This window comes from Enterobacter sp. MGH 4, assembly GCF_000534735.1.
Lineage (GTDB): Bacteria > Pseudomonadota > Gammaproteobacteria > Enterobacterales > Enterobacteriaceae > Enterobacter > Enterobacter intestinihominis.
This window is the reverse complement of record NZ_KI973289.1, coordinates 192695-219139: the sequence shown is the minus strand read 5'-3', so window position 1 is coordinate 219139 and position 26445 is coordinate 192695. Positions and strand designations below refer to the sequence as shown.

General features: G+C 57.0%; 25 protein-coding genes. 3 read left to right on the top strand and 22 right to left on the bottom strand.

The annotated features are described in order from the left end of the window. Positions 1-192: 192 nt before the first annotated feature. From argT to pdxB, 11 genes are all read right to left on the bottom strand, one after another. The gene (gene argT / locus L350_RS21065) at positions 193-975 is read right to left on the bottom strand and encodes a lysine/arginine/ornithine ABC transporter substrate-binding protein ArgT (protein WP_003861418.1); all 783 of its coding nucleotides are present in this window, start codon (positions 973-975) and stop codon (positions 193-195) included. Between the two features lie 290 nt (positions 976-1265). Then, the gene (locus L350_RS21070; protein WP_015572254.1) at positions 1266-1835 is read right to left on the bottom strand and encodes a UbiX family flavin prenyltransferase; all 570 of its coding nucleotides are present in this window, start codon (positions 1833-1835) and stop codon (positions 1266-1268) included. Positions 1836-1924: 89 nt separating this feature from the next. Continuing rightward, positions 1925-3442: an amidophosphoribosyltransferase gene (gene purF / locus L350_RS21075; protein WP_006811407.1), complete on the bottom strand. Its 1518-nt coding sequence runs from the start codon at positions 3440-3442 to the stop codon at positions 1925-1927. A 33-nt stretch (positions 3443-3475) separates the two neighbouring features. Beyond that, the gene (cvpA, locus tag L350_RS21080; protein WP_000262116.1) at positions 3476-3964 is read right to left on the bottom strand and encodes a colicin V production protein; all 489 of its coding nucleotides are present in this window, start codon (positions 3962-3964) and stop codon (positions 3476-3478) included. A gap of 253 nt (positions 3965-4217) precedes the next feature. Beyond that, positions 4218-4904, bottom strand: coding sequence for a cell division protein DedD (gene dedD / locus L350_RS21085; RefSeq protein WP_023300639.1), 687 nt, complete (start codon positions 4902-4904; stop codon positions 4218-4220). Further along, the gene (gene folC / locus L350_RS21090) at positions 4894-6162 is read right to left on the bottom strand and encodes a bifunctional tetrahydrofolate synthase/dihydrofolate synthase (protein ID WP_032623847.1); all 1269 of its coding nucleotides are present in this window, start codon (positions 6160-6162) and stop codon (positions 4894-4896) included. The genes dedD and folC overlap by 11 nt, the downstream gene beginning before the upstream one ends. A 70-nt stretch (positions 6163-6232) precedes the next feature. Beyond that, positions 6233-7138, bottom strand: coding sequence for an acetyl-CoA carboxylase, carboxyltransferase subunit beta (accD, locus tag L350_RS21095; RefSeq protein ID WP_022648854.1), 906 nt, complete (start codon positions 7136-7138; stop codon positions 6233-6235). Between the two features lie 154 nt (positions 7139-7292). Continuing rightward, positions 7293-7952 carry a DedA family protein gene (locus L350_RS21100; protein WP_006811410.1) on the bottom strand — a complete coding sequence of 220 codons (660 nt, stop codon included), beginning with the start codon at positions 7950-7952 and terminating at the stop codon, positions 7293-7295. Positions 7953-7980: 28 nt separating this feature from the next. Then, complete coding sequence (gene truA / locus L350_RS21105; protein WP_001286071.1) at positions 7981-8793, bottom strand: tRNA pseudouridine(38-40) synthase TruA; 813 nt, start codon at positions 8791-8793, stop codon at positions 7981-7983. Further along, complete coding sequence (locus L350_RS21110) at positions 8793-9806, bottom strand: aspartate-semialdehyde dehydrogenase (protein ID WP_032623846.1); 1014 nt, start codon at positions 9804-9806, stop codon at positions 8793-8795. The genes truA and L350_RS21110 overlap by 1 nt, the downstream gene beginning before the upstream one ends. A gap of 67 nt (positions 9807-9873) precedes the next feature. Next, positions 9874-11010 (bottom strand): 4-phosphoerythronate dehydrogenase PdxB, encoded by a 1137-nt coding sequence (pdxB, locus tag L350_RS21115; protein WP_022648856.1) that lies wholly within the window; start codon positions 11008-11010, stop codon positions 9874-9876. 111 nt (positions 11011-11121) lie between these two features. Between pdxB and flk the strand changes: the two genes are divergently transcribed. Next, on the top strand, positions 11122-12126 hold the full coding sequence (gene flk, locus L350_RS21120; protein WP_032623844.1) for a flagella biosynthesis regulator Flk: 1005 nt from the start codon (positions 11122-11124) through the stop codon (positions 12124-12126). 84 nt (positions 12127-12210) lie between these two features. Here flk and L350_RS21125 read toward each other — a convergent pair whose 3' ends face one another. Next, entirely contained in the window at positions 12211-13389 is a 1179-nt protein-coding gene (locus L350_RS21125; protein WP_032623843.1) for an MFS transporter, read from the bottom strand. 68 nt (positions 13390-13457) lie between these two features. Continuing rightward, positions 13458-14675 (bottom strand): beta-ketoacyl-ACP synthase I, encoded by a 1218-nt coding sequence (gene fabB / locus L350_RS21130; RefSeq protein WP_023306653.1) that lies wholly within the window; start codon positions 14673-14675, stop codon positions 13458-13460. 158 nt (positions 14676-14833) lie between these two features. Between fabB and mnmC the strand changes: the two genes are divergently transcribed. Continuing rightward, entirely contained in the window at positions 14834-16831 is a 1998-nt protein-coding gene (gene mnmC, locus L350_RS21135; RefSeq protein WP_032623842.1) for a bifunctional tRNA (5-methylaminomethyl-2-thiouridine)(34)-methyltransferase MnmC2/FAD-dependent 5-carboxymethylaminomethyl-2-thiouridine(34) oxidoreductase MnmC1, read from the top strand. 65 nt (positions 16832-16896) lie between these two features. Here mnmC and L350_RS21140 read toward each other — a convergent pair whose 3' ends face one another. Genes L350_RS21140 through prmB form a run of 6 tightly spaced genes read right to left on the bottom strand, consistent with a single transcriptional unit; the run spans position 16897 to position 21445 of the window. After that, positions 16897-17172, bottom strand: a complete 276-nt coding sequence (locus L350_RS21140; protein ID WP_022648861.1) for a YfcL family protein — start codon at positions 17170-17172, stop codon at positions 16897-16899. Between the two features lie 13 nt (positions 17173-17185). Continuing rightward, the gene (locus L350_RS21145; protein ID WP_032623841.1) at positions 17186-17731 is read right to left on the bottom strand and encodes an elongation factor P hydroxylase; all 546 of its coding nucleotides are present in this window, start codon (positions 17729-17731) and stop codon (positions 17186-17188) included. Then, positions 17731-18540 carry a sulfite exporter TauE/SafE family protein gene (locus L350_RS21150; protein WP_022648863.1) on the bottom strand — a complete coding sequence of 270 codons (810 nt, stop codon included), beginning with the start codon at positions 18538-18540 and terminating at the stop codon, positions 17731-17733. Before L350_RS21150 ends, L350_RS21145 begins: the two co-directional genes overlap by 1 nt. Continuing rightward, positions 18540-19364 (bottom strand): penicillin-insensitive murein endopeptidase, encoded by an 825-nt coding sequence (mepA, locus tag L350_RS21155; RefSeq protein WP_003861385.1) that lies wholly within the window; start codon positions 19362-19364, stop codon positions 18540-18542. Before mepA ends, L350_RS21150 begins: the two co-directional genes overlap by 1 nt. A gap of 2 nt (positions 19365-19366) precedes the next feature. Beyond that, positions 19367-20452: a chorismate synthase gene (aroC, locus tag L350_RS21160; protein WP_022648864.1), complete on the bottom strand. Its 1086-nt coding sequence runs from the start codon at positions 20450-20452 to the stop codon at positions 19367-19369. Between the two features lie 60 nt (positions 20453-20512). Next, a complete protein-coding gene (gene prmB / locus L350_RS21165) occupies positions 20513-21445 on the bottom strand; it encodes a 50S ribosomal protein L3 N(5)-glutamine methyltransferase (protein WP_022648865.1) in 933 nt (310 codons plus the stop codon). A 145-nt stretch (positions 21446-21590) separates the two neighbouring features. Here prmB and smrB point away from each other — a divergent pair, with 145 nt between their 5' ends. Beyond that, complete coding sequence (gene smrB, locus L350_RS21170; protein ID WP_022648866.1) at positions 21591-22142, top strand: endonuclease SmrB; 552 nt, start codon at positions 21591-21593, stop codon at positions 22140-22142. A 46-nt stretch (positions 22143-22188) separates the two neighbouring features. On the opposite strand, the gene sixA is transcribed toward smrB, so the two are convergent. From sixA to fadI, 3 genes are all read right to left on the bottom strand, one after another. Then, positions 22189-22674 carry a phosphohistidine phosphatase SixA gene (sixA, locus tag L350_RS21175; protein ID WP_003861375.1) on the bottom strand — a complete coding sequence of 162 codons (486 nt, stop codon included), beginning with the start codon at positions 22672-22674 and terminating at the stop codon, positions 22189-22191. 209 nt (positions 22675-22883) lie between these two features. Beyond that, positions 22884-25031 carry a fatty acid oxidation complex subunit alpha FadJ gene (gene fadJ, locus L350_RS21180; RefSeq protein WP_032623839.1) on the bottom strand — a complete coding sequence of 716 codons (2148 nt, stop codon included), beginning with the start codon at positions 25029-25031 and terminating at the stop codon, positions 22884-22886. Beyond that, entirely contained in the window at positions 25031-26341 is a 1311-nt protein-coding gene (gene fadI / locus L350_RS21185) for an acetyl-CoA C-acyltransferase FadI (RefSeq protein WP_032623837.1), read from the bottom strand. The genes fadJ and fadI overlap by 1 nt, the downstream gene beginning before the upstream one ends. Between the last annotated feature and the right edge of the window lie 104 nt (positions 26342-26445).

Below are 26445 nucleotides of genomic sequence, written 5' to 3'. Positions count from 1 at the left end.
TTTACGACTACGGGGTGCCGTTAATGTGCCATTAATCCCCTCACTCAGGCAAAGATTAATGCCTCTGAACGGGAATTTTTGCATTTAAAATGCTTAACTATGCACACGGCGGTCCAATATGGTGCATTGCTTGCACCATATTGGAACACCCCCCCCTAAAGATGCACCACATCAGTGCATCTCATTCAGGTATTAATCACCGTAGACGTTGAAATCGAAGTATTTCTTCGCCAGTTTGTCGTAGGTACCGTCTTTACGCAGCTCATTAAACGCTTTGTCGAAGGCGGCTTTCAGCTCGGTATCATCCTTACGCAGGCCAATACCGGTACCGTCGCCAAAGTATTTTTTGTCTTTTACCGACGGGCCGGCAAAGGCGTACTCTTTACCCGCAGGCTGTTTCAGGAAGCCTTCGCTCGCGGCGACTTCATCCTGAAACGCCGCATCCAGACGGCCTGCCGCAAGGTCAGAGTAGATCAGATCCTGGTTCTGGTAAGCCACCACATCGACGCCCTTCTCGCGCCAGTTAGCATTGGCGAAACCTTCCTGGGTCGAGCCCTGAAGCACGCCAACATGTTTGCCTTTCAGCGAGTCGATGGTCGGCTGGATTGGCGAGCCTTTCGCGGCAATCAGACGTGAGTCGGCAGCGTAGAGCTTCTCAGAGAAGGCGATCTCCTGCTGACGTTTTTCCGTGATGGAGAGAGAAGAGATAATGGCATCAATTTTCTTGGCTTTCAGCGACGGGATCAGCGCGTCAAAGTCACTGCCCACCCATGTGCATTTCACTTCCATGCGTTTGCACATCTCATTTCCCAGATCGATATCAAACCCCACGAAATCGCCTTTCGCATCCTTGGAGGAGAATGGCGCGTAGGTTGCGTCTGTACCGATACGAACTGTCTGTGGTAGCGCTGCATAGCTACTTGCTGCTGCACTCAAGCCCACGAGCAAAGACAGAGCCAGAACCGTCTTCTTCATACATTTACCCTCAAGAACCGTGATTTTATTATGGTTTATGTTGTGTGTTGTGTTGCAGGCTGCTCTTGCAGGTCTTATGCCACATTGTCGTCGGGTTAAAACTACGACGTTAAATATGTTAATAAAACGTTGTGATACTGCCTTAATGGTGAAAGATAGCAGGTCTGCCGAACGAACCGGAAAGAGAAAAAGGGAAAAAACGAATTAAATGTCGAGGATATGATCGCGGTTGCAGTTTTGCCCTGAAACAGGGCAAACAGTCATTTCATGCACCTTGTTTGTGCACAGCCTCACGCCCCCTGCCAGCGGGTAAAGAGATCTTCCGGCAGGTCTATATCGAACTGATCCAGCACGCGGTTAACGGTCTGGTTGATGACATCGTCCAGCGTTTGCGGACGATGATAGAACGCGGGGACCGGCGGCATTATCACAGCTCCCAGTTCGGCTGCCTGCGTCATTAAACGCAGATGTCCCAAGTGCAGCGGCGTTTCCCGCACGCAGAGCACCAGAGGACGACGCTCTTTCAGCACCACGTCCGCCGCACGCGTCACCAGCGTGTCGGTATAGCTGTTTACGATACCGGAGAGGGTTTTAATCGAACAGGGCAAAATAACCATGCCGGCCGTTTTAAACGAGCCCGAAGAGATGCTGGCGGCGATATCGCGGGCATCGTGGACAACATCAGCCAGCGCCTGAACGTCGCGCAGAGAGAGATCGGTTTCAAGAGAGAGGGTCTGACGCGCCGCCTGGCTCATCACCAGATGGGTTTCTACGCCAGCAACGTCACGCAGCACCTGTAACAGCCGGACGCCATAAATCGCGCCGCTGGCACCGCTGATCCCTACAATGAGTCGTTTCATGATTTTTGCCCTTGCTGATTTCAGGGCTGACTGTGCAGGATTTTACGGGGAGTTGCAAGTGAGGGCGAGCCCCCTCACTTGCCGGAGCATCAACCTTCGTTGTGCATCTCTAAGCTTTCGAGATCGTTTTGCAGCTGGACGGCTTTCGCATCGTCGTTACGCAGAGAATCAAGGTAGTCGAGATACTGCTGGTCTACGTCTTTTGTCACGTAGATCCCATTGAATACCGAGCATTCGAACTGCTGAATATCCGGGTTCTCGGCGCGCACCGCATCGATCAGATCGTTCAGATCCTGGAAAATCAGGCCGTCGGCCCCGATGATCTGGCGAATCTCATCCACTTCTCGGCCATGCGCAATCAGCTCATTAGCGGTTGGCATATCAATGCCATACACGTTCGGGAAGCGAATTTCCGGCGCTGCGGAGGCGAGATATACTTTCTTCGCCCCGGCCTCACGCGCCATCTCGATGATCTGCTCAGACGTCGTGCCGCGCACAATGGAGTCGTCCACCAGCAGCACGTTCTTGTCGCGGAACTCGGCACGGTTAGCGTTTAGCTTACGACGTACGGACTTACGACGCAGCTGCTGGCCCGGCATGATAAAGGTGCGGCCAACGTAGCGGTTTTTCACGAAGCCCTGACGGTACGGCTTGTCCAGAATACGGGCAATTTCCAGCGCGATATCACAGGAGGTTTCAGGGATTGGGATCACGACGTCGATGTCGAGATCGTCCCACTCGCGGGCAATCTTCTCGCCCAGCTTCGTCCCCATGTTGACGCGCGCGCTGTAAACGGAAATTTTGTCGATGAACGAGTCCGGACGCGCGAAGTAAACGTATTCGAACAGGCACGGGTTGCTCACCGGATTGTCGGCGCACTGGCGGGTAAACAGCTGGCCCTTCTCGGTGATGTAGACCGCTTCGCCTGGCGCGACATCACGCAGGAATTCGAAGCCCAGCGTGTCCAGCGCCACGCTTTCGGAGGCAACCATGTACTCGGAACGGCCATCGCCGAGGTCACGTTTGCCGAGCACCAGCGGGCGAATGCCGTTTGGATCGCGGAAGGCCACCATGCCGTGACCGATAATCATCGCCACGCAAGCGTACGCGCCACGGATCAGGCGGTTAGTCGCGGCAACGGCGGCAAAAATGTTGTCTGCTTCCAGCGGATAATGGCGGAAGTTATCCAGCTCGCTGGCAAAGATATTGAGCAGGATTTCAGAATCAGAGGTGGTGTTAATGTGGCGACGTTTCTCTTCGAACAGCTTTTTACGCAGCTCGTGGGCATTGGTCAGATTGCCATTGTGGGCAAGCGTGATGCCATACGGGGAGTTAACGTAAAAAGGCTGAGCCTCAGAGGCGCTGGAACTGCCAGCAGTAGGATAACGAACGTGACCGATCCCCATATTACCTTGCAGACGCTGCATATGGCGGGCTTCAAACACATCGTTTACCAGGCCATTCGCCTTGCGTAAACGGAAGCAGTTGTTTGCATCAATGGTAATGATACCCGCAGCATCCTGCCCACGGTGCTGAAGCACCGTTAACGCGTCATAAATCGACTGGTTTACCGGCATGAAACCGGCGATACCGACAATACCGCACATTCGTCTTTTCCTCGTTAAGCCACATCTCAGGGTTTATGCCCTGGGCAAGAAACTCGACGAGCTTTGCAGATAGTCAAAGAACCATCTGATGATGAAGCTGAACTCCGGAATGAGCTGCGATTTTTGCCAGTCTTCACTTTTGGAGAACCCGGTAAAGGTATCCAGGAAGAACAGGATCGCGGCCACAATCAGCACGCCTCGCAACGCGCCGAAACAGATGCCGAGCACCCTGTCCGTTCCTGACAGACCGGTTTTCTCGACCAGCTGACCTATCACGTAATTGACGATAGCGCCGACAATCAGCGTCGCGATAAACAGCACCGCGATGGCGATTCCGTTTCGGACCAGTTCATCTTCAAAGCCCGTGAACCAGACAGACAGGTAAGTGTAGTAATGACTGGCAACAAAGAAAGCACAACCCCAGGTTACCAGCGATAACGCTTCACGAACAAAGCCACGGATCAGGCTAACCAGACAGGAAAAACCAATCACCGCAATGATGGCGTAATCAATCCAGACCATATGTGTCCCACGATTAAACGCCCTGTCATCCAGTTCGGGGCGAATTCTAACAGAAAAAGAAAACGTTTGCGTAGGGATTTCCTTCCCACGCGTAAATAAAAAAGGCGCTGAAAAAATGCTCAACGCCCCTCCGCCTGACGTCTCTGTGGACGTCTGCTTTCTCCCCCTCACCCTAACCCTCTCCCCAAAGGGGAGAGGGAATTATTTGCACCCTCTCCCCTTTGGGGAGAGGGCCGGGGTGAGGGGAGCCTTATCAGTTCGCGCTGTAGTTCATCACCACACCGCTCAGGCCGGAGATTTGCTTCAGCTCGCCAAGCGAACCTTTGAGCTTATCTTTAGACGCATCCGGCCCGACGAGGATACGGGTAATTTTACCCTGTACCGGCGTGGTGGGTGAAGTATAAACACGGTATCCCGCGCCGCGCAGTTTACTCACAATCTCATTGACCTTATCTGCATTTTTCAATGCACCGAGCTGAACGACATAGGCTTTGCCGGTAGGGGCCGCGTCCTGTTTCGCCGGCGGTGGCGTTTCTGAAGCGGCTGCCAGTTGCTCGGCCGCTTTATCCCGCTGCGGTTTCGGCTGCGGCTTCTCCACCGGTTTCGGCTTCTCAACAGGCTTAGGCTGTTCTACCGGCACCGGATCAATCTCGATGTTATTGTTCGTCGCCAGACGCGACGGGTCAAGAGACGGCGCGGCTGCATCACCTGCGCGCACCTCTTCCGCTGCGCCTTCAGGCGGCTGGGCTGGCAGCGCCTGCGTTGCCGCTGGCAGCATATCGGGCTCGTCGCGATCGCCCGGTTTGGGTACCAGCGGAATGGCCGCAAATTCATCCTGGTAATGCTTTTTCTGCCCGTCGAGCAATCCCGGGAGAATAATCACCCCGAGCGCGACCAGCACAATGGTTCCTGTTAAACGGTTCTGAAACTTACTCGCCACCGGTTCTCCCCGCGTCCATCACTTCCATGACATGTGCCACCGTGTGGAATGACCCACACACCAGCACGGTATCTTCTGGTTTAGCCTCCGCCATCGCGGCACGCCAGGCCGAAACCACACTGCTGTAGATTTCGCCTTTGCCGAGATGTTCCATCAACTGCTCAGCAGTCGCGCCGCGCGGCCCTTCCAGAGGAGCACAATACCAGCTATCGACCACACTCTCCATGCAGGCCAGCGTGCCGCCGATATCTTTATCATGAAGCATACCGATAACCGCCAGCACGCGCCCGGTTTTTGGTAACGATTTGAGACGTCCTGCGAGGTACGCCGCCGCATGCGGGTTATGTGCAACATCCAGAATCAGACGCGGTGACTCACTCACAATCTGAAAACGTCCCGGCAGCAGTGCGTTCTGAATGCCATCGCGGATTGCCTGCTCGCTCACCGTTAACCCGCTGGCGCGCAGGGCTGCCAGCGCAGTCGCCGCGTTAGGCTGTGGCACCTGCGGCAGCGGCAGATTCTCCAGCACGCCCTGCGCGTCGCTGAAGCGCCAGCCGTTGTCCTGCACCTCATACTGCCAGTCCACGCCGCGACGCAGCAGTCGAGCACCCTTCTCTTTCGCCACTTCAGCGATGGTATGTGGCATGTCCGGTTCGCCAACCACGGCAGGCTTATCGGCCCGGAAAATACCGGCCTTCTCACGGCCAATGCTTTCGCGGTCGGGCCCCAGCCAGTCGGTGTGATCCAGCGCGATGCTGGTGACGACGGCGACATCCGCATCTACCATATTTGTGGCATCCATACGCCCGCCCAGCCCCACTTCCAGGATCACCACGTCCAGTTGCGCCTGCTTAAACAGCCACAGCGCCGACAGGGTGCCGTATTCGAAATAGGTTAATGAGGTATCGCCGCGCGCGGCTTCGATAGCGGCAAACGACGCCGTATGGGCCGATTCGGCCAGCTCGGTGTTTTGCACCCGCACGCGCTCGGTGTAGCGCACCAGATGCGGCGAGCTGTAAACGCCTACCTTATAACCGGCTGCCATCAGGACAGATTCCAGCGTACGGCAGGTGGTGCCTTTACCGTTAGTGCCGGCCACGGTAAACACGAAAGGCGCAGGTTTCAGCACGTCAAGGCGCGCGGCAACCTGGCTTACGCGCTCAAGGCCCATGTCGATAGTTTTACTGTGCAGGTTTTCCAGATAAGAAAGCCACGCGGCCAGGGGCGACGTGGCTTGAGGAATGCTTTTATTTTCCATGATGCCCGGTTGTCATTAACGGTTTAGAAAGCAAAAGGGCAGCGCCATTTGGCCCTGCCCTTTTCAGTTATCAGGCCTCGGGTTCCTGATCCGGTACCACCACGCCTTCGCGCGGCTCGTCCGGGCTCGGCGACGGCAAATTCATCAGCTTCGCCAGGACGCTTGCCAGTTTGAGGCGCATCTCCGGGCGGCGGACGATCATGTCGATAGCACCCTTCTCAATGAGGAACTCACTGCGCTGGAAGCCCGGCGGCAGTTTCTCACGTACGGTCTGCTCGATAACGCGAGGACCGGCAAAGCCGATCAGCGCTTTTGGCTCAGCGATGTTCAGGTCGCCCAGCATCGCGAAGCTTGCAGAAACGCCGCCCATGGTTGGGTCGGTCAGTACCGAGATGTACGGTAGACCGCGCTCCTGCATTTTCGCCAGCGCGGCAGAGGTTTTCGCCATCTGCATCAGGGACATCAGCGCTTCCTGCATTCGTGCGCCACCGGAGGCAGAGAAGCAGATCAGCGGGCAGTTGTCTTCCAGCGCCTGCTCAACGGCACGCACGAAACGCGCACCAACCACAGAGCCCATTGAGCCGCCCATAAAGGCGAACTCAAACGCGGCGGCAACCACCGGCATCTCATGCAGGGTGCCTTTCATGACGATCAGCGCGTCTTTCTCGCCGGTCTCTTTCTGTGCAGAGGCCAGACGATCTTTGTATTTTTTGGAGTCGCGGAACTTAAGCACATCTTTTGGCTCCAGTTCGCTGCCCAGTTCTACCAGAGAACCTTCGTCCAGCAGGCTATGCAGGCGGTTGCGCGCCGACATACGCATATGGTGGTCACACTTCGGACACACCTCAAGATTGCGTTCCAGCTCTGCGCGATACAGAACCTGGCCGCAGCTATCACACTTCGTCCATACCCCTTCAGGAATGCTCGCTTTACGCGTTGGGGTAATGTTGCTTTTAATTCGTTCAATCCAGCTCATTGATAACCTTTCTGCCTGAACCTGGTCGTATGCCAGTTTTGCTGTAAGAGGCGAATAATGCCATTTTTGCCTCCAACAGACCATGAATGTTGCACATTAAAACATAACAGCCCGAAACTTTGGATAAAAAAGTGGTCGAACCGCCAGCGTGCATTTACTTCGCTTGTTTTGCCGCCGCGCGTTTGTGACGAATAATTTCGATCACACCCGGCAGAACGGAAAGCACAATAATCGCTACAATCAGTAACTTAAGGTTTTCCTGAACCACCGGCAGATCGCCAAACAGGTAGCCCGCATAGGTAAACAGCAGTACCCACAGCAGGGCGCCCACCACGTTGTACATGGCAAAATGACGATAGGACATGTGACCCATTCCCGCCACAAACGGTGCAAATGTGCGCACAATAGGCACAAAACGGGCAAGGATAATGGTTTTACCGCCATGGCGCTCATAGAACGCATGGGTCTTATCTAAATAACTGCGGCGGAAAATCTTCGAGTCCGGATTACTGAACAACCGCTCGCCAAACACCCGCCCGATAGTGTAGTTGACCGCATCACCAATAATCGCGGCGATGATCATCAGGACGACCATCAGATGGACATTCAGGTCATTCGTTGGCAGTGCGGATAACGCGCCCGCCACGAACAGCAGTGAATCTCCCGGCAGGAACGGCGTAACCACAAGGCCGGTTTCACAGAACAGAATGAGGAACAGAATGGCGTATACCCAGACGCCGTACTGCGCGACCAGCTCCGCCAGGTGAACATCAATGTGCAGGATGAAATCAATCAGAAAACGTATTACGTCCATATTGTCTAAGCCCTAATTGCGCCTTTGTTTAGTCCGCTAAAAACAGCGGGCCCATTGGCGGTTTTGGCAGGTCGAACCGGTCCGGGTAATCCACCGAAACCAGATACAGACCTTCCGCTTTCGCCGTTGCTGCCGCAAGCGTTCTGTCCTTCGCTGCCAGCAGTTCTGCAATCCAGCTCTCCGGCTGGTGTCCGGCGCCCACTTCCATCAGGCTGCCTACAATATTCCGCACCATATGATGTACAAAGGCATTGGCTTTGATATCCACCACCACATACGCGCCATAACGACTGACGTTAATGTGCATGACGTTACGCCACGGCGTACGGGACTGACACTGCACCGCACGAAACGACGTAAAATCATTCTCTCCAATCAGACACTGCGCCGCACGCTGCATACGTTCTGCATCCAGCGGTTCATAAAAATGCGTCACGCCCTGGCTTAACACCGCCGGGCGCAGGCGCTGGTTGTAGATGACATAACGGTAGCGCCGCGCCGTCGCGCTGAAACGCGCGTGAAAATCATCCGGCACAGCTTTCACCCAACGCACGGCAATGTCACCAGGCAAATTCGCATTTACACCCAGCGTCCAGGCCGCGTCTTTGCGCACGGCGGTGGTGTCAAAATGCACCACCTGCCCCGTGCCGTGAACGCCGGCATCGGTGCGGCCCGCACAGAAGACGCTTATCGGTTCATTCGCCACCTGAGAGAGCGCTTTCTCCAGCTTCTCCTGGACGCTGCGCACCTCATTCTGCCGCTGCCAGCCATAGTATTTACTGCCATCGTATTCAATGCCGAGGGCAATTCTGTGGACCGGCTTTTGTTCCACATCTGACATCAGTACAGATACTCCTGCACCAGTTTTTCCGCGATTTTGACCGCCATCAGCGCGCCGCCAAAACGCACGTTGTCGGCAACGGACCAGAACTGCACCTGCTCAGGCATACCGTAATCGTTACGCACGCAGCCCACAGAGAGATGCGCGCTGCCGGTAGCGTCGCCCACCTGCGTCGGGAATTCACTCTCTTCGGACAGGACAAGGTCCTCTCCGCGGCCAAACGCGTCGCGGGCTTCTTCAGCCGCCAGCGGACGCAGGGCTTCAAACCCGACCATCTGCGCGTGGCCGTAAAAGACCGGAGACTGCACGACGTTCGCGGAGATCATCAGACCGTCATCCTGCAGAATTTTGCGTGCTTCATCGACGATACGACGCTCTTCCCGCACCGAACCTTCACGATCCGGCAGCAGCGGCAGCATGTTGAACGCCAGCTGGCGGCCAAAGAAATCATCTTCGTCGATCGGGATACCGTTCAGCAGCTTCGCGCTCTGCCCTGCCAGTGCGTCTACGGCTTTTTTGCCGTTAGCGGAGGCTGACAGCAGGCTGGTCACGGAAATACGCGACAGGCCACCGTCGTCGATCAGCGGCTTCAGCGCGGTCAGCAGCTGGCTGGTGAGGCTGTGCGGTACTGCAATGATATTGCGGTTGCGGTAGTCAGCCAGCACAAACGGGTTGACGTCCGGCACCACCAACGGCACATCCGGCTCCAGGGAGAACAGACCGCTCAGGTCGATCACCAGACAGCCTGAATTGGTCGCTTCTTCAATGTAGGATGCCGTGGCTTCCGCACCTGCGGCAAAAAACGCCAGCTGAGCCTGTGTCCAGTCAAACGCGGCGGCATCCTGCACCATCACGGATTTCCCGCCGAAACGCAGATGTTCTCCTGCGCTGTCGGTACGCGCCAGCGCGTAAATGTCGCCCACCGGGAACTGACGCTCAGCAAGGGTTTCAAGCAGGGCTTCGCCCACGGCGCCAGTGGCACCCAAAATGGCAATGTTCCAGCCTTCAGACATGGTGGTTTACTCCAGAAATAAAAAAGCGTCCCTGCCGGAATATCCGACAGGGAGCATTAAGAAGACATTAACGTGCCGGGTGGTGAACGGCGTTAAATCCCAGCTGATGCAACAGCGCCGCCGCGGGGGCGTCATCGCACATCACATACAGGGAGGACCACTCGCGGCGCTCAAGGTAATTTTTGCGCAGCTTGTCAAACTCACCCGGAATACCCGCCACTTTACGCAGCAGCGCGTCATCGCGGCGCACATCATACACCAAATGCACCAGTCTTTTCAGCGTTGCCTCATCCAGCGGTCCATGAAGGGTAATGCGACCAAATTCCGGGGCGGGCAGCAGCGTATCCAGCGCTACCTGCTGCGGATGGCCGATAAAGGCGCTGTAAGCCTCAAACACCTGGGTTGTACCACGCGCTTTGCCTTCAAGGGTATAACCCGCGATATGTGCGGTACCCACGTCCACCTTATTCAGCAATGCGACGTTGAGATCCGGCTCTGGCTCCCAGACGTCCAGTACGACGCTAAGATCTTGTCCCTCATCGAGACATGTCAGCAGCGCCGCGTTATCCACCACCGGTCCCCGGCAGGCATTTATCAGAATAGTGCCAGCCTTCAGACGGCGGATCAGCTTTTCGTCGGCCAGGTGCAGAGTCTTGTACGGCCCTTCTTTAAAGAGCGGCGTATGGAAGGTGATGACGTCGCACTCGTCGACCAGCTCATCCAGCGTGCGGAAATCGCCCTCATCGCCGTTATCCTTACGCGGCGGATCGCACAGCAGAGTGCGGATGCCCCAGGCTTCCAGACGCTTTTGCAGACGTCCGCCCACGTTGCCCACACCCACAATCCCGACGGTGCGGTCTTTCAGCGCAAAACCATCGCGCTCGGCCAGCATCAATAGCGAGGAGAATACATATTCCACGACGGCAATGGCGTTACAGCCTGGCGCCGCGGAAAAACCAATCCCCGCCAGCTTAAGCCACTGGTCATCCACATGATCGGTCCCGGCCGTTGCCGTCCCGACAAATTTAACCCCTTTGCCGGTGAGCAGCGCCTCATTTACTTTGGTCACCGAGCGCACCATCAGGGCGTCTGCATCGTCCAGTTCGCTGACCGGAATCGGGCGACCAGGGACAGCCTTAACCTCACCCAGGCGGCTGAACAGCTCACGGGCGTAAGGCATATTTTCATCAACGAGGATTTTCACGTCTGAGTACCTGTTTGAGAGGAAGTAAACCTGCCAAGTGTGCCATAATCTCGCCGCCGGGCATATATCTCCGCCCGGTTACGCAGAGTTTGACTTTAAGGATTTTTGACGATGCAGCCCATTTCAGGTACGCCTCCGCGCCCTCCGGGTGAAGGCCCCGTAACGCCCAACACGCCAGGCGAACAACCGCTCTCCACGCAGCAACGCACCGTACTGGAGCGTCTTATCACGCGTCTTATTGCGTTGACCTCACAGCAAAACGCAGAGGTATGGGCCGGCGTTAAGCACGATTTGGGCGTCAGAAACGATGCGCCGCTACAGTCGCGCCATTTCCCTGCCGCCGAACAAAACCTGAACCATCGTCTTACCAGCGCACAGCAGCAACATACTACCCGCCAGATTATCTCGCAGCTGACCGAGCTGTTGGGCCAGGGGAATAATCGTCAGGCGGTGAGTGATTTTATCCGTCAACAGTACGGTCATACCGCCCTGAGCCAGCTTTCGCCGGAACAGCTGAAAACCGTGTTGACCCTGCTGCAAAGCAATCAGCTTTCTATCCCGCAGCCGCAACAGCGCCCGTCTACAGAGCGGCCATTACAGCCTGCGGAGCATAATACGCTCAAGCAGATGGTCACTAAGCTGGCTGCCGCCACCGGCGAACCGACAAAGCTTATCTGGCAATCCATGCTGGAACTTTCCGGTGTGAAAGCGGGCGAGATGATCCCGGCAAAACAGTTTACCCATCTGGTCACCTGGCTCCAGGCGCGTCAGACGCTCAGCACCCAGAGCGCTCCGACCCTGCACAGCGTACAGGCGGCACTGAAACAACCGCTGGAACCGCACGAGTTCGATATGATCCGGGATTACGCCCAGCAGAGCTGGCAGGCGACACCGCAAACGGTGCTGACCACCGCGCAGGTACAGGATTTACTGAATCAGATCTTCGTTCGCCGCGCCGAGCGGGAAGGCGGTGTACCGGAGGTAAGAAACATTCAGCCGATCTACAACCCGCTGTTTGCCCCCGTTGTTGACACGTTCAAAACGCTTTCTGCCCGTCCGGGATTGATGTTTATCGCGTTGGTGATTGCGCTGGCGATTTTCTGGCTGGTTGCTTAAAACTGCCGGGTGGCGGCTACGCCTTACCCGGCCTACGGTTCGCGCGGTTGTAGGCCCGGTAAGCGGAGCGCCACCGGGCAAAAACTACGACCTGCGAAACGCCACCAGCGTCACCACAATCCCCACCACCGCTGACACCGCACCGGCGAGAAATACGGAAGGATAGCCAAACGACGTTGCAAGCAGCCCCGCCAGCGGCCCGGTGATGCCGTAAGAGATATCCTGAAACGCCGCATAGCCGCCCAGCGCCGTTCCGCGCACCTGCGGAGCCACGCGCTTCACCACTTCAACGCCCAGCGCCGGGAAGATCAGTGAGCAGCCGCAGCCGGTTAACGCCGCACCCAGCAGCGCAACGGATGCGGACGGCGCCTGCCAGAGCAGTACCAGACCCACGGTCTCAATGATAAGTGACGCCACGGCCACCTTCACGCCGCCAAAGCGATCCGGCATCCAGCCAAACAGCACGCGCATCAATACAAACGCGCCGCCAAAGGCCGTCAGCGTAAAGCCCGCCATCGCCCAGCCGCGGCTCATGAAATAGAGGGAGACGAAGGTACCGATAACCGCAAAGCCCACTCCCTGAAGCGCCAGCCCAAGCCCCGGTTGCCAGATTTGCCCCACCACGCTCCACAGCGAAGGACGCTCGCCTTTATGGGCGGGCACCTTACGCACCGAACCGTTAAACGCCCACGCCAGCAGCGGTAATACCATGGTGGTGCCTGCCAGCACCGCAAAACCAAACTGGCTGTGGATCAGCAGCCCCAGTGGTGCGCCTGCCGCCAGCGCGCCGTAAATCGCCATCCCGTTCCAGGACATCACTTTTCCGGAACGCGCAGGTCCCACCAGCCCCATTCCCCAGGTCAGGGTGCCGGTCAGCAGCTGGCTTTCGCCAAAGCCGAGGATCAGGCGCCCTGCCACCAGCAGCGCGAATTTATACGCTGCATCTATCGGCAACAGCGCCGCCAGCAGCCAGGCTCCCCCCGCCAGCCCGCAGGCAAACATGCCCTGCAACGCCGAGCGTTTTGCGCCGTGCTGATCCGCCAGGCGACCGGCGTAGCCCCGGGTTAATACCGTCGCTAAAAACTGAATGCCCACCGCAATACCGACCATGGTGTTGCCATAGCCCAGCTCCTGGTGAACGAACAAGGGGATCACCGGCAGCGGCAGACCAACGGTCATGTAGGTCAGAAACACCGCAAAGGCGATGCGGAAAAGGGAAAGGTTCCCGGAAGGAGCGCTCTTCTCAGGGGTAACAGCCTTCATGCATAACTCCGTGTTCAGGCATAAAAAAAGGGAGCCGCGTGGCTCCCTTCTACTATATCTTCAAACGCTTACGCTTTCAGCTTACGCATCACCAGCGTGGCGTTGGTGCCGCCGAAACCGAAGCTGTTGGACATAACGGTCGTCAGCTCACGTTCGGTGGTTTCGGTCACGATGTTCAGGCCTGCCGCCTGCTCGTCCATCTCGTCGATGTTGATGCTTGGCGCGATAAAGCCGTTTTCCAGCATCAGCAGAGAGTAGATCGCTTCCTGCACGCCCGCCGCACCCAGAGAGTGACCGGTCATGGCTTTGGTTGCAGAGATCGCCGGACTGTTGTCGCCGAACACTTCACGGATCGCACCCAGCTCTTTCACGTCGCCTACCGGCGTAGAGGTGCCGTGAGAGTTCAGGTAGTCGATTGGGGTATCAACGCCGTGCATCGCCATCTTCATGCAGCGCACCGCGCCTTCGCCGGATGGAGCAACCATGTCAGCGCCGTCAGACGTTGCGCCGTAGCCCACGATCTCAGCGTAGATGTGCGCGCCACGCGCCAGAGCGTGTTCCAGCTCTTCAACCACAACCATACCGCCGCCGCCAGCGATAACAAAACCGTCGCGGTGTGCATCATAGGTACGGGATGCTTTGTCTGGCGTTTCGTTGTATTTGGTGGACAGTGCGCCCATCGCGTCGAACTCACAGGCCATTTCCCAGCCCAGCTCTTCGCCGCCGCCAGCAAATACGATGTCCTGTTTGCCCAGCTGGATCTGCTCAACCGCATTACCGATACAGTGTGCGGAGGTCGCACATGCGGAGCTGATGGAGTAGTTCACACCGTGGATTTTGAACGGCGTTGCCAGGCACGCGGAAACCGCTGAACCCATGGCTTTGGTCACAACATATGGACCAACCGCTTTCAGGCCGCGCGGGCTGCGCATGGCGTCAGCACCGAACACCTGAGCTTTAGAGGAACCGCCGGAGCCTGCAATCAGGCCCACGCGTGGGTTGTTCTGGTAAGCGTCTTCGCTCAGACCAGAATCCATGATCGCTTCCTGCATGGAAAGATAGGCGTAGATAGAGGCATCGTTCATGAAACGAACCACTTTACGGTCAATTAAACCGGTGGTATCCAGTTTAACGTTACCCCATACGTGGCTACGCATTCCAGAATCTTTAAACTCTTCAGAGAAAGTGATCCCGGAGCGTCCTTCACGCAGAGATGCCAGGACTTCCTGCTGGTTATTACCGATGCTGGAAACGATGCCCAGGCCAGTAATCACTGCACGTTTCATTCAATACCTCTGTAAGTCGCACTATAAAAAGTTTCGAGTCGCACAATAGCGTACACTTGTACGCCGAACAAGTCCGATCAGCGATTTTCTGTGGAAATTTGCACCGATGGGCTCACATCGCTAAGATCGTGCCACTGCCTGTCGGACGAGTAACTTACGTGAAACAAAACGCCATACAACCTGCCAACCTAGAATTCAACGCTGAGGGTACACCTGTTTCCCGAGATTTTGATGACGTCTACTTTTCTAATGATAACGGACTGGAAGAGACGCGCTATGTCTTCCTCGAAGGAAATCATCTCAGCACCCGCTTCCCTGAGCATCCGCGCAGCCTGTTTGTCGTCGCGGAGAGCGGTTTCGGCACCGGGCTGAATTTTTTGACCCTCTGGCAGGCCTTCGACCAGTTTCGCGCTGCACACCCCGAGGCTACCTTACAAAGATTACATTTCATCAGTTTCGAAAAATTTCCGCTTACCGCACACGATCTGCGGCTTGCCCATCAGCGCTGGCCGGAGCTTGCCCACTGGGCGGAACAGCTTCAGGCCCAGTGGGCACCGGCTATCGGCGGCTGTCATCGTCTGATTCTGGACGACGGACGCGTCACGCTCGACCTGTGGCTTGGCGACATTAACGACCTGACCGATAAGCTCGATGACTCAATGCATCAGAAAGTGGACGCCTGGTTCCTGGACGGTTTTGCGCCCGCCAAAAACCCTGACATGTGGAGTCCGCACCTGTTCAGCGCAATGGCACGTCTGGCACGCCCGGGCGCGACGCTTGCCACCTTCACCTCGGCGGGCTTTGTCCGCCGTGGGTTGCAGGAGGCGGGGTTTACCATGCGGAAAACCAAAGGCTTTGGCCGCAAACGCGACATGCTGGTGGGGGTGATGGAGCAGGATCTGGCGATCCCGGCACAGGCACCCTGGTTTGCTCGCCGCCCCAGTGCGTCGCGTGAGGTCGCCATTGTGGGCGGAGGTATTGCCAGCGCCCTGCTCTCACTGGCTCTGCTGCACCGTGGCTGGCAGGTGACGCTCTACTGCGCTGACGAGGCACCGGCGATGGGTGCATCAGGCAACCGTCAGGGCGCGCTTTATCCCTTATTAAGTTCACACGATCCAGCACTGTTCCAGTTCTTCCCGGCTGCGTTTACGTTTGCTCGTCGCCTTTACGATAGCCTGCCGGTTGCGTTCGACCACGACTGGTGCGGTGTGACGCAGTTGGGCTGGGATGAGAAGAGCCAACAGAAAATCACCCAAATGCTGTCGCTGGGGCTGCCGGAAACCATCGCCCATGCAGTGACGGCTCAGCAGGTTGCTGAGACCGCTGGCGTCGACACCGGCTGCGGCGGAATTCAGTATCCACTCGGCGGCTGGCTATGTCCGGCTGAACTGACTTCTGCGGCGATAGCCCTCGGGCAGTCGCGTGGGTTGACAGTGCATTATGCCCATAAGGTTCAATCGCTAAGCCGCACTGCGCACTGGGAACTGCGTTTTGCTGACGGCAAAGCGTCGCAGCATGCCAGCGTTGTACTGGCCAACGGACATCACATCACTCAGTATACCCAGACAGCGTCATTGCCGGTTTATCCAGTCGGCGGCCAGGTGAGCCATATCCCGACCGCGCCCGAACTGAGCAAACTGCGTCAGGTGCTGTGTTACGACGGCTACGCGACGCCGCAAAATCCGTCCAACGGCCATCACTGCATCGGTGCCAGCTATCATCGCGGTGAAACAGATATGCAGTACAGCGAAGCGGATCAGCAGCAAAACCGCCAGCGCCTGCTCGACTGTTTCCCGAATGCGTCGTGGGCGAAAGAGGTTGATGTCAGTGAGGGTCAGGCGCGCTGCGGCGTACGCTGCGCGACCCGCGATCACCTGCCGATGGCGGGAAACGTGCCGGACTATGACGCCACGCTTGAAGTCTATCAGGATCTTGCAGACAACAAAGAAACGGCGGTAAGTGCGCCCGTTTATCCGGAACTGTTTATGTTGGGTGGCTTAGGCTCGCGGGGATTATGCTCCGCGCCATTGCTGGCTGAAGTGCTAGCCGCGCAAATGAGCGATGAGCCGGTTCCGCTGGACAGGGTAACGCTCGCGGGGCTTAATCCGAACCGACTGTGGGTGCGGAAATTGCTGAAGGGGAAAAGGGTTAAGTAGGGTGCGGTCTGGTGCCCTCACCCTGGCCCTCTCCCCAAAAGGGAGAGGGAAGAGAAGGCGGCAACTTAGCGTTTAGCCTGCTGGAACAAATTGTCCCACATGCCCAGCACTAAAGACTGGTCGCGTGGAGACAGTTCCCCGGCCAGAATGGCTTTTTCAAGGCTGCGAGTAACTTCCGCGTGAACGGCGTCGGCAGAGTGATCGTCCCCTGCTTCCAGCGCGGCTACCGCCAGCGTCAGGTGACCACGCAGATAACCGCTGGCGAACAGCTCATCATCGCTGGCGTGTTCCACCATGTCATCAATTAACGCCAGAATGCGTGATTCAAATTCTGCGATCATCTTCTTTCCTCTGTTATAAATCTTCCGGCCACGGGAAGCATTCCGCCGTGATCTCCGGCGTATGGTAATAATTTTGTAAAGCCTCGATCAGGCGTGCCGGACGTTCCGGGATGCCTCTCTCAAGATATTCCATCACCTGCGCATGCACGCGGCGCTGGAAGACGATACGGTCTGGCTCGAAGTCGCCTTCAAGGTTGTCACAGCTGACGTTGAACGGGAAACCCGCCGCCACGCAGAACAGCCACTCCAGCGCCTGCGGTTTCACCTCCACATCTTCGAACTGCCCTTGGGTGGCGGCGTCGCGCCCGTCCGGGCAGTACCAGTAACCAAAGTCCACCAGCTCGCGACGCGCTTTCCCCGCGATGCACCAGTGCGAAATCTCGTGCAAACCGCTGGCGTAAAAGCCGTGGGCAAAGACGATGCGGTTGTATGAAACCTGGTCATCAGCAGGAAGATAGATCGGTTCGTCGTCGCCTTTAATCAGACGGGTATTAAAATCATCAGCAAAACAGCTGTCGAAGATCTCAATCAGCTGTTCGTATTTATGCGTACTGTTCATTAGTTCATCCCCAACCAGGTGAGGATCTCCTGTCCATGGCTGTCATAAAGAAGTTTGGCGCTCATCACCGCCGAGACGACAACAATCATCGGGCGGATCAGCTTTTGCCCTTTGCTTAATACCAGACGCGAGCCTGCGCGCGCGCCCAAAAACTGCCCCGCCATCATCACAAATCCGGTAGCCCAGATAACCTTGCCGCCAATGATAAACAGCAGCAGACCGCCAACGTTGGAGGTTGCGTTGAGGACTTTGGCGTGGGCGGTGGATTTGGCGAGGTTGAACCCGGCCAGCGTCACGAATGCCAGCGCGTAAAACGAGCCTGCTCCCGGACCAAAGAAGCCGTCGTAAAAACCGACGCAGCCACCGGCAATCAGCGCAAACGGCAGGCCGTGCAGTCGCCGCGCCCGGTCTTCCTCGCCGAGCTTTGGCATCAGTAAGAAATAGAGGCCAATACAGATAACCAGAATCGGCAGGATCTGGCGCAGAATGTCGGACTGTACGTGCTGGACCAGCAGCGCGCCCGCCGTCGAGCCAATAAACGTCATCAGGATATTGAGCTTCTGATCGGCGAGATTCACCACTTTGCGCCGAACAAAGTAGAGCGATGAGGAGAGCGAACCGCCGCATGCCTGGAGTTTGTTGGTGGCAAGCGCCTGGGCAGGGCTCATGCCTGCCGCCAGCAGCGCCGGAACGGTGAGCAACCCGCCACCGCCCGCCAGGGCATCGATAAATCCGGCTAACATCGCAACAAAAAAGAGCACCGCCAGCAGCAGCGGTGACACCATAAACAGATCGACGAAATTATCCATTAAAGTACATGCTCATCCAGTAGCGCCTGGCAGGAAGGCGGCAACGGAGGCGGTGTCTTCTTCTCAGGCTTAGAGGTTCCAGGCTTGGCCGGTTCAAACCAGCTTTGCAGTTCGTAACCACAACCATCGCCAGGCGGTGGCAGCGGCTGATCTTCACATTCCAGGCTGTTCGCCGGGCAGCGCAGGCGAACATGCATATGCGCCCGGTGCTGGAACCATGGGCGCACTTTACGCAGCCAGTCGCGATCCGTTCCCGCATCCAGGCAAAGCTGCTGCTTGATGGCCGGGTTAACAAAGATCCGTGTGACGTCGTTATCCTCTGCCGCCAGCTTAATCATGCTGGAAATTTCCGGCGACCAGCGCGAGGCCACGACCCGTTTACCGTCGGCCGAGACCAGATCCAGCGCCTGCGGTTTCAGCAGCTGCGCTGAGCTCCAGCGCGTTTTCGGCAGTTGCAGGAAGATGTCCACATCCAGTCCGGTCTGGTGGCTGGCGTGACCGCCGTTGAAGCGACCACCTGCAGGCATCCCCATATCGCCAATCAGCATCGTCCCCAGCCCCAGGTTATGCACCTGGTTGCCAAGACGCTGAATAAACAGCACCAGGTCAGGATGGCCGAAGTAACGGCGCTGGTCGGTGCGCATCACCTGATAGGTGTCCGACTGCAGCGGAAGTTCCTGCGCGCCGACGATACACCCGTTGGAGAAAGCGCCAATGGACTGCGCGCTTCCCGCTACCGGGTGGGTGATTTTCTGCCACGGCGTGGCGGCCAGGCTTGCTCCACTGGCCAGCAGCGCCAGCAGAGCGATTGCGGTTTTTTTCATAGTTACCAGCGTGGAATGGTGGTCGACACATCCGCATTCTGCGCGCGCTGGCGCAGGAAGTGATCCATCAGCACGATCGCCAGCATCGCTTCTGCGATCGGTACCGCGCGGATCCCCACGCATGGATCGTGCCGCCCTTTGGTGATCATCTCTACTTCATCGCCTGAGCGGTTAATCGTGTGGCCCGGCACGGTAATGCTGGACGTTGGCTTCAGCGCGATATTGGCAATAATTTGCTGCCCGCTGCTGATGCCGCCCAGAATGCCGCCCGCATGGTTGCTCTGGAAACCCGCCTTCGTGATTTCGTCGCGGTTCTGGCTGCCGCGAAGCTTAACCACGTCAAAACCGTCGCCGATTTCAACGCCTTTCACCGCGTTGATGCTCATCAGCGCGTGGGCGATGTCAGCGTCGAGGCGGTCAAATACCGGCTCGCCCCAGCCAGCCGGCACACCGTCGGCCACCACGGTGACTTTCGCACCAATGGAGTCGCCCTCTTTTTTCAGGCCACGCATCAGCTCGTCCAGCGCGTCCAGCTTGTCGGCATCGGCGCAGAAGAACGGGTTAAGTTCTACCTGATCCCAGTCTTTGATTGCCAGCGGAATGTCGCCCATCTGGGTCAGACAGCCGCGGATAACGATGCCGAATTTCTGCTGGAGATATTTTTTGGCAATCGCACCTGCCGCCACGCGCATCGCGGTTTCACGCGCGGAAGAACGTCCGCCGCCGCGATAGTCGCGAAAGCCATATTTTTGTTCGTAGGTATAGTCGGCGTGGCCCGGACGGAAGACGTCTTTAATCGCGCCGTAGTCCTGGGAGCGCTGATCGGTGTTTTCAATCAGCAGACCAATGCTGGTCCCGGTGGTACGGCCTTCAAAAACGCCGGAGAGAATTTTGACCTGGTCCGGCTCGCGACGCTGCGTGGTGTAGCGAGAGGTACCCGGACGACGACGGTCAAGGTCATGCTGTAAATCGGCTTCGGTCAGTTCGATGCCTGGCGGGACGCCATCAACGATACAACCCAGTGCCAGACCGTGCGACTCGCCAAAGGTGGTCACACGGAATACCTGTCCAATACTGTTTCCTGCCATCACGGCTCCGATGTTGTTGTTTGTGTTTGAGCGTTGTGAAACGGGCCGAAGCCCGCTGGATTAATCTTTGTAAATGCTGAAGTATTCGCGTGCATCAAGCAGTTGCGTTTTGGTCAGCATAAAGACGCCGTCACCGCCGTTGTCGAACTCAAGCCAGGTGAACGGCACATCCGGGTACTGCTCTATCAGATGTACCATGCTGTTACCCACTTCACAAATCAGAACGCCATCGTCGGTCAGATAATCCGGCGCGCAGGCCAGGATGCGGCGGGTCAGCTTCAGCCCGTCAGAGCCTGACGCCAGGCCCAGCTCCGGCTCGTGACGGTACTCGTTCGGCAGATCGGACATGTCTTCGGCATCCACGTACGGTGGATTGGTGACGATCAGGTCGTATTGCAGCGTCGGCAGGTCGCGGAACAGGTCAGAGCGGATAGGCGTGACGTGATGGATCAGGCCGTGCTCTTCAATGTTATGTTCGGTGACGGCCAGCGCGTCGGTGGAGATATCGACGGCGTCCACTTCCGCTTCCGGGAAGGCGTACGCGCAGGCAATCGCGATGCAGCCGCTGCCGGTGCACATATCAAGTATGTGCTGCGGCTGATGGTTAATCAGGCCGTCAAAGTGGTTGTTGATCAGCTCGCCAATCGGCGAACGTGGCACCAGCACACGCTCATCAACATAGAACTCATGGCCGCAGAACCAGGCTTTGTTGGTCAGGTAAGCCACCGGAATACGCTCGTTCACGCGACGGATCACGCGCTCAACGATGCGGTGTTTTTCACTGGAGGTCAGGCGCGCGGTGCGCATGTCTTCCGGAATATCCAGCGGCAGATAGAGTGACGGCAGCACCAGCTGGACGGCCTCATCCCACGGGTTATCGGTGCCGTGACCGTACCAGATATTGGCGGCGCTGAAGCGGCTAACCGACCAGCGCAACATGTCCTGTATAGTATGCAGCTCGTTTACTGCTTCATCGACAAAAATTTTATCCACTCTTTCCTCCAGGGCATGCTCGCATAATTTTCGGCGGCTAGTTTGCCATGAAGACGGCGATAAATCAGCAATGACGCGTGTCGCTTGAGGTTAAAAAATGCGTTTAGTCGGGTACACTATCGGAAATACGAGATGAGAATGACGAATGAAAAAGAAAACATCGCTCAGCGAGGAGGATCAGGCTCTCTTCCGTCAGCTGATGACCGGGACGCGTAAAATCACGCACGACACCATTGTCCATCGCCCACAGCGTAAAAAAATCAGCGAGGTTCCGGTCAAACGGTTGCTTCAGGAGCAGGCCGATAACAGCCACTATTTTTCAGATGAGTTTCAGCCGCTGCTAAATACGCAGGGCGCGGTGAAATACGTGCGCGAAGACGTTAGCCATTTTGAACTGAAAAAATTACGCCGGGGAGATTACTCGCCGGAGCTGTTCCTCGATCTGCATGGGTTGACCCAGATGCAGGCGAAGCAGGAGCTGGGGGCGTTGATCGCGGCGTGCCGACGCGAGCATGTTTTTTGCGCCTGCGTGATGCACGGTCACGGCAAACATATTCTCAAACAACAGACGCCGCTGTGGCTGGCTCAGCATCCACACGTGATGGCTTTTCATCAGGCACCGAAAGAGTACGGCGGAGATGCCGCATTGCTGGTATTGATTGAGGTGGAGGAGTGGCAGCCGCCAGAGTTGCCCTGACAGGATGGCGGGAGGCACGCGGCACCCCGCCATATCGCACGTCACGTCAGATGGCTTTAGCCATCTTCAGGTTGCATGGACTCATTTGCCAGTTAAAGACCCCTTTGCCGGTTTCGTCGAGGGTGACGTTGGCAATGGCGGACGTTGTGAACATCGGCGGCGTTTCGCCCGGGCACAGCTCAGATACCAGATAGCCGACCAGCGGCAGGTGGGAAATGACCAGTGCGGAAGCGACACCTTCGTTGCACAGCGCCTGAAGATAAGCACTGACAAGGCCAACATCGCCACACGGCGTGAGTTCAGGGAGAACATCCACACTGGATGGCAGGTTCATACACTCCCCTACCACATCCAGCGTCTGTTCTGCCCGCAGGAACGGACTCACCAGAACGCGTTCAATGTCCACTTTTTGACCTTTAAGCCATGTCGCCATCTGACGGGATTCGTCGCAGCCACAGACGGTTAAAGGACGTACTGAGTCACTGGCGGCATCGAGTGCCGCGTCGCCGTGACGCATGATAAAAACTTGCATATTGCACCGCTTTTGTTAACCAGAATCACCGGCGTTAACTACCCGCGATTAATGCTCTGAGGTAGAAAACCCGATGGCCGGGCATTGTGCCTGATCCATTCGGTGAATGAAACGCTGTTTTTTACCTCAATGGCGTAAGTATAGTCAATCTCTGTTTACAATTTCGCCAGAACAGGTTCCATCACCTCAGGATTTACCCTTCTTTGACTTCAGTTTACGCAATCAGTTTCCCTTGCGGGCCAGAATGTCTGACCCCGTTCCGCCATCTGCAATAATTCGTCACAAGGTATAAACCGTGGACCGTATTGCGAGGCCAGACGTTGCAGGATCGCAACCACTTCACCCGCCCCGAGGGTATCCATATACCGGAACGGGCCGCCAAGGAATGGCGGAAAACCGATACCAAACACGGCACCGATGTCGCCGTCGCGCGCGCTTTTGATCACCTGCTCACCAAAGCAGCGCGCCGCTTCATTGAGCATCATCATCACGCAGCGCTCAGCACACTGAACCGCCGACAGTTTTCCCTGACCCGTGACAGGAATAAGCGCATAAACCGAAGGGTCGACCTGTTTCTTGCTTTTACGCCCTTTCGCGGCGTAAAGATAGAAACCGCGTTCATTTTTTCTGCCTTTGCGATCGTCCTTCAAAATTGCGGAAACAAAGTTTGCAGGCGGCGCAAAACGATCGCCATAAGCCGCTTCCAGCACAGGGATAATTTTAGTCCCCGTATCAATTCCTACCTCATCCAAAAGTTGGATTGGGCCGACGGGGAAACCAAACTTCACCAGGGCGTCATCGACGTGCTCAATTTTCTCCCCTTCCGTCAGCAACCGCATCGCTTCGTTAATATACGGCGCCAGAATGCGGTTGACGTAGAAGCCGGCTTTGTCCGCGACCACAACAGGAGTTTTGCCCTGTTTTTTCGCCAGCTTCACCACGGTGGCAATAGTTTGCGGGCTGGTTGTGGCATGAGGGATAACCTCCACCAGCGGCATTTTTTCGACAGGACTGAAATAGTGCAGCCCTATCACCTGCTCCGGGCGCATGGCTTTCGCCGCGATGTCGCCGATCGGCAAAGACGAGGTGTTTGACGCGAAAATGGTGTGCGGCGCGCAATGCTGTTCAACGTCCGCTACCATCTGCTGCTTAAGGGCCAGATCTTCGAACACGGCTTCAATCACCAGATCGCGGTGTGCAAACCCACTGTAGTCGGTGGCGCCAGTGATCATCGCGAGGGTTTTATCGCGATCGCTGGCCTTGATATGGCGGCGTTTCACTTTGCGATCAAGGTTCTGCCAGCTGTACTGCAACGCGTGGTTGATGCCCTTAGGATTGATATCTTTGATACGTACGGGCAATTTGCCTTTGCTGGCGGTGACAAACGCGATGCCGCCGCCCATCAGCCCACCACCCAGAACCCCAACGGCGCGCAGCGGAGCCGGTTCAGCTTCACTGCCCGGATCTTTTTTAACCTCCGTGCTGGCAAAGAAAATGCCGCGCAACGCCTGCGACTGCGGCGTCATCGCCAGCTCGCCAAACGCTTTCGCTTCCGCGGCATAACCGCTGCTGCTGCCCTGCGATAAACCGGTTTCAATCACCTTCAGAATGCGCGTCGCTGCCGGATAGTTCCCTCTGGTTTTTTGCTCGGTTTTTTTACCCACCATATTAAACAGCAGCGTGCGCCCCAGCGGCCCGGCGAGGATACGCTCACGCACCGGCAGGGGGCGTTTCGCCTGACGACCTTTCAGCGCCCGCTCAACGGCAGCCTCAAGCAAGATTGCGTGCGGAACGACCTCATCAACCAGACCCGCCTTTAACGCCTGACGGGCGCGCAGCTGTTTACCGGTTAAAATCATCTCCAGCGCAGTACTGACGCCCACCAGCCGCGGCAAGCGCTGCGTGCCACCTGAACCGGGCAGCAATCCAAGCTGTACTTCAGGCAGTCCGAGTACGGTTTTCGCATCGTCGGTACAGATGCGACTGTGGCAGGCCAGCGCCAGCTCAAGCCCGCCGCCCAGGCAAGCCCCGTGGATCGCAGCGACAACGGGTATCGACAGCGCATGGATCTCCGCCATCACCTGCTGCCCCTGACGTGCCAGATCTTCTGCTTCCTGAGCGCTTGTCGCCCGGGCAATCATGTTGATATCGGCCCCGGCAATAAAGTTATCCGGCTTTGCCGAGATAAATACCAGGCCACGTATCGCTTTGTTTTCGCGGATCTGTCTGAGCATCGCACGCACCTGAACGCCGAACTCCGCCTTCAGGGTATTCATTTTTTCGTCGGGCACATCAATGGTGATAACGGCCACGTAATCAAGGCGAACAGCAAGGTTAAATGCAGATGTCGTTTCCATTATTCAGCCTCCAGAACCATTGCTGCGCCCAGGCCGCCCGCCGCACAGGCGGTGACGAGACCAAAGCCGCCGCCACGGCGACGCAGTTCGTGCAACGTCTGGGTGATCATTCTCGCCCCGGTCGCTGCAAACGGATGACCGTAAGCAATGGAGCCACCCAGTACATTGAATTTACTTTGATCCACTTCGCCTGTGGCATGTGCGCGGCCCAGCAGGTCGCGGGCAAAACGTTCGCTCGCCATAAGCTGCACGTTTGCCAGCGTTTGTGCGGCAAAGGCTTCGTGCATATCAATTAACGTGAGATCGGAGAGCGTTAGCCCCGCGCGCTCCAGCGCCAGCGGCGTGGACCAGGCCGGTCCGAGCAGCATGTCCTGCCAGACATCGATGGCGGTAAAGGCGTAGCTGCGCAAATAGCCCAGCGGTGTAATGCCCAGCTCTTTCGCCCGGGATTCCGTCATCAGGATCACGGCGGCGGCACCGTCCGTCAGCGGCGTACTGTTGGCCGCCGTAACGGTGCCATGTTTACGGTCAAAGGCCGGGCGCAGTTTTGCATAATCTGCCAGGGTTGAGGTGCCGCGAACGTTGTTATCTTCCGCGAGCGGTTCCCGGTAAGGCGGTACATAGGCGGTCATCACTTCGTTGGTCAGTTTGCCCTCCGACCAGGCTTTCGCTGCCAGCTGATGCGAGCGATGCGCCAGCGCATCCTGCTGTTCGCGGGTAATACCATAGGTTTTTGCCATCTGCTCGGCTGTATCGCCCATGCGCAGGCCGGTGGAGTATTCAGCAACGGCAGGTGGCACAGGCATGAGGTCGCGCAGGCGTAAACGCGAGAAGAGTTTAAGCTTTGCACCGGTAGTGCGAGCTTTGTTGGCATCCACCAGAATGCGGGCCAGCTGTTTGCTGACGCCGATGGGCAGCACGGAGGAGGAATCAGCGCCGCCGGCAATTCCCGCGCGAATGGTCCCCGCCATCAGGCTTTCCGCCACGTTCGCCACCGCCTGGAAACTGGTAGCGCAGGCGCGGCTGACGCTGTAGGCGTCGGTATGAACATTCATGCCGGTACCCAGCACGATTTCACGCGCGATATTGGGTGCTTCCGGCATCTGTACCACCTGGCCGAAAACCAGTTGCTCAATAACCTCTGGCGGGATCTCGCTGCGAGCCAGCATCTCCCCCACCACCATTTTTCCCAGATCGACAGCCGGTATACCGTGAAACGCGGTTGCCTGACGTGCAAACGGCGTACGTAACCCGCTGACAATGGCAATGCGGTCACCGTGTCGGGTGATAAGCGGTAATGCCTGACTCATAACACTCCCCTGTAAAAAAATTTTGCGCGCACGTTAAGTGGTCTGACCTGATAATAGTCTTAACTATTTTTTTACATTGAGCCAATCGGGGAAGCGAAAAATTG

Excerpts from the sequence above, each read along its gene's own strand:
- fabB (WP_023306653.1), bottom strand. The coding sequence starts at position 14,675 with ATGAAACGTGCAGTGATTACTGGCCTGGGCATCGTTTCCAGCATCGGT.
- L350_RS21110 (WP_032623846.1), bottom strand. The coding sequence starts at position 9,806 with ATGTCTGAAGGCTGGAACATTGCCATTTTGGGTGCCACTGGCGCCGTG.
- truA (WP_001286071.1), bottom strand. The coding sequence starts at position 8,793 with ATGTCAGATGTGGAACAAAAGCCGGTCCACAGAATTGCCCTCGGCATT.
- L350_RS21070 (WP_015572254.1), bottom strand. The coding sequence starts at position 1,835 with ATGAAACGACTCATTGTAGGGATCAGCGGTGCCAGCGGCGCGATTTAT.
- L350_RS21150 (WP_022648863.1), bottom strand. The coding sequence starts at position 18,540 with ATGGATAATTTCGTCGATCTGTTTATGGTGTCACCGCTGCTGCTGGCG.
- L350_RS21140 (WP_022648861.1), bottom strand. The coding sequence starts at position 17,172 with ATGATCGCAGAATTTGAATCACGCATTCTGGCGTTAATTGATGACATG.
- fadI (WP_032623837.1), bottom strand. The coding sequence starts at position 26,341 with ATGAGTCAGGCATTACCGCTTATCACCCGACACGGTGACCGCATTGCC.
- L350_RS21125 (WP_032623843.1), bottom strand. The coding sequence starts at position 13,389 with ATGAAGGCTGTTACCCCTGAGAAGAGCGCTCCTTCCGGGAACCTTTCC.
- folC (WP_032623847.1), bottom strand. The coding sequence starts at position 6,162 with ATGGAAAATAAAAGCATTCCTCAAGCCACGTCGCCCCTGGCCGCGTGG.
- flk (WP_032623844.1), top strand. The coding sequence starts at position 11,122 with ATGCAGCCCATTTCAGGTACGCCTCCGCGCCCTCCGGGTGAAGGCCCC.
- smrB (WP_022648866.1), top strand. The coding sequence starts at position 21,591 with ATGAAAAAGAAAACATCGCTCAGCGAGGAGGATCAGGCTCTCTTCCGT.
- L350_RS21145 (WP_032623841.1), bottom strand. The coding sequence starts at position 17,731 with ATGAACAGTACGCATAAATACGAACAGCTGATTGAGATCTTCGACAGC.
- accD (WP_022648854.1), bottom strand. The coding sequence starts at position 7,138 with ATGAGCTGGATTGAACGAATTAAAAGCAACATTACCCCAACGCGTAAA.
- aroC (WP_022648864.1), bottom strand. The coding sequence starts at position 20,452 with ATGGCAGGAAACAGTATTGGACAGGTATTCCGTGTGACCACCTTTGGC.
- mepA (WP_003861385.1), bottom strand. The coding sequence starts at position 19,364 with ATGAAAAAAACCGCAATCGCTCTGCTGGCGCTGCTGGCCAGTGGAGCA.
- fadJ (WP_032623839.1), bottom strand. The coding sequence starts at position 25,031 with ATGGAAACGACATCTGCATTTAACCTTGCTGTTCGCCTTGATTACGTG.
- L350_RS21100 (WP_006811410.1), bottom strand. The coding sequence starts at position 7,952 with ATGGACGTAATACGTTTTCTGATTGATTTCATCCTGCACATTGATGTT.
- cvpA (WP_000262116.1), bottom strand. The coding sequence starts at position 3,964 with ATGGTCTGGATTGATTACGCCATCATTGCGGTGATTGGTTTTTCCTGT.
- argT (WP_003861418.1), bottom strand. The coding sequence starts at position 975 with ATGAAGAAGACGGTTCTGGCTCTGTCTTTGCTCGTGGGCTTGAGTGCA.
- sixA (WP_003861375.1), bottom strand. The coding sequence starts at position 22,674 with ATGCAAGTTTTTATCATGCGTCACGGCGACGCGGCACTCGATGCCGCC.
- purF (WP_006811407.1), bottom strand. The coding sequence starts at position 3,442 with ATGTGCGGTATTGTCGGTATCGCCGGTTTCATGCCGGTAAACCAGTCG.